The organism is Synechococcus sp. OH2 (assembly GCF_047462155.1).
Lineage (GTDB): Bacteria > Cyanobacteriota > Cyanobacteriia > Thermostichales > Thermostichaceae > Thermostichus.
Genome location: NZ_JANSIR010000083.1, coordinates 17013 through 19301, shown reverse-complemented (window position 1 = coordinate 19301; position 2289 = coordinate 17013). Strand labels below are relative to the sequence as shown.

The 2289-nt window shown below is 62.9% G+C and carries 2 protein-coding genes and 1 pseudogene; all 3 read left to right on the top strand.

The window, feature by feature from the left end; all coding sequences use genetic code 11:
- A pseudogene (locus NW835_RS07515) lies at positions 1–680 on the top strand (single-stranded-DNA-specific exonuclease RecJ); the annotation flags it as partial.
- Positions 681–702: 22 nt separating this feature from the next.
- Positions 703–1368 (top strand): metallophosphoesterase family protein, encoded by a 666-nt coding sequence (locus tag NW835_RS07510; protein WP_414365000.1) that lies wholly within the window; start codon positions 703–705, stop codon positions 1366–1368.
- A 70-nt stretch (positions 1369–1438) separates the two neighbouring features.
- Complete coding sequence (gene rdgB / locus NW835_RS07505) at positions 1439–2032, top strand: RdgB/HAM1 family non-canonical purine NTP pyrophosphatase (RefSeq protein ID WP_414365002.1); 594 nt, start codon at positions 1439–1441, stop codon at positions 2030–2032.
- The last annotated feature ends 257 nt before the right edge of the window (positions 2033–2289 follow it).

The window sequence follows — 2289 nt, the reverse complement described above, 5'->3', positions numbered from 1 at the left end:
AAATTCTTGGGATCCGGCCTGCCGCAGAGGCCAGCTCTGCCAATCTTTCGCCCGCCGCCGTTGCTCCCACCATGTCCGATGCCAAAGCTGGGGCCCAGACAGCACCCTCGCCCCTGCTGATCTATCGCCCTGCCCCCCAGCCCACCCAACCGCTGCGTTGGCAGGCTGCATCTCGATTTTCTGCCCTCCTGCCCCAGGCGCGGGGAACGATCCTCCTCTACGGCTTCCGGCGCCCTACGTTTGTCCTTCTCCCGAAGCAGCATCCCTCCCTAACCCTCCACTACGACCGCCCCCAAGCTGGCCATCGCTACGACCAACTGTGGCTGTGGAGCTGGCCTCCCTCTTTGGATCACCTCAAGTGGCTGCTCTACTGCACCCCTAGCGACGCGCTGCTCGTTGTCCTGCACCACCAGGCGGTGCCTCTGCCCTCCGCCGCTGTCTTACAACGGCAATTGCGCCACTACCTGCAAAACCAAGCCCAGGTGGATCTGTTACGCTTGGCCCAACAATGGTGGCTGTCGCCAGCACTGTTGGTGGCGGGCCTGCGCTCCCTGGGGTATGCCTGTCCGGAGTTTGGCCCGACAGGATCTTTAGAAGAGGAGCTGGAGGCCCAACGGGCCTGGTACCGCAGCTCCTGGCAACAGGTGGCTGCCCTGCTGCAGGGATCCCGTCCGCAATAGACCCTTTGCTTCCCGCCAGCCTATGGGGATTAAACTGCTCCTCGGCTCCGACTACCACGGCAGCAACCGGCTGATCCAGCAGGCCCTTGACCATCTGCCCCAGGTGGATGCCTACATCAACTGCGGCGACTTCTGCTCCAAGGCTGGCAAGCCCTCCCTCAACGCCACCCAAGGCTTTTACCCAACAGCCGAAGCTGAGGTCATCCAGTTGCAATCTTTCCTGGCGGCAGTAGACGGCCTGGGCAAGCCCTGGCTCTTTTTGCCCGGCAACCACGACCCAGCCGCTGCCGTGTTGGATGCCCTAGCTGGCAGGTGGGGACGGGCCATCACCCAGTCTTGTTACTTTGAGTGGCTAGGGCTGCAAGTGTTGGCGGTGCCCTGGACTCCCCCTTGCGGCTGGAGCTGGACCCTTACCCGCAGCCATCTGCAGGAGCTGCTTACCCTCTACAGCCAGCCTCCTCGCCCCATTGACCTGCTGCTTAGCCACGCGCCGCCGCGGGGCCTGTTGGACGAAGGCGGCAAATGGTACCACCGCCGCATGCCCACCCTGCGCCCCCTGTTGGATCACCTACAGCCGCGCTACTACATCTGCGGCCACATGCACTGGGACGGGGGAAAGGTGGAACGCTGCGGCTCCACCCTGGTGATCAACACGGCCTTGCACAACATGGTTCTGGAAATCCACTGAGGACCTGGGCAGCCCTCTGCTGTCTGCTTTCTTCCGCTAAGATACCTGTGTTTCCCGCGCTCCCCAGCCTATGGCGCGCCCCTTGATCTTGGCCAGCAGCAACCCTGGTAAATGGCGGGAGTTCAACACCTTCTTCCAGGCCCATGCTCCCAGCTGGGATCTGCGTCCCCTGCCGGCGGCGATAGAAGTGGAAGAAAGCGGCAGCACCTTTGTCGAAAATGCCCTTCTCAAGGCCAAGGCTGTAGCAGCCGCTCTGGGGGAGTGGGCCATTGCCGATGACTCTGGGCTGGCGGTGGCAGCCCTTGGCGGCGCCCCTGGGATCCATTCGGCCCGCTATGCCCCTGACGATGCCGCCCGCATTGCGCGGCTGCTGCGGGAGATGGAAGGGATCCCCAACCGCCAAGCCAGCTTTCACTGCGCCATTGCTGTGGTGGATCCCCAGGGGCAGGTGCGGGCCTTGGTGGAGGGCATCTGCCACGGGGAGATCCTGGCTCAGCCCCGGGGAGCAGGAGGATTTGGCTATGACCCGCTCTTTTGGGTGCCGGAGGTGGGGCTGACCTTTGCCGAGATGAGCCCGGCGCAAAAGGAAGCCGTCAGCCACCGCGGCCAGGCCCTGAGGGCCTTGAAAGAACAGCTCCTGATCTTGGAGCGCAGTCTAGGCTAGCTTGGAGGTACGGCGGCATTTGTCCACGACAAGAGCCCGAGATCACGGCAGCAACCTGGGCCAGAAAAGGCTGCACAATGCCGCTGAGGGGATCCCTTGAACCCCAAAGCTGCAGCTCTGTGGATCCTACCTGCCAAAAGGTTTCCTCGGTACAGGAAGATGGGAATGCCAGTTTTGCGTTGGGAGCCTGAAGAATGACCTTCTCTGAGGAGCGCGATCCAAACCGTTTTCCAGACTCAACGGCTGCTGCCGGTGAG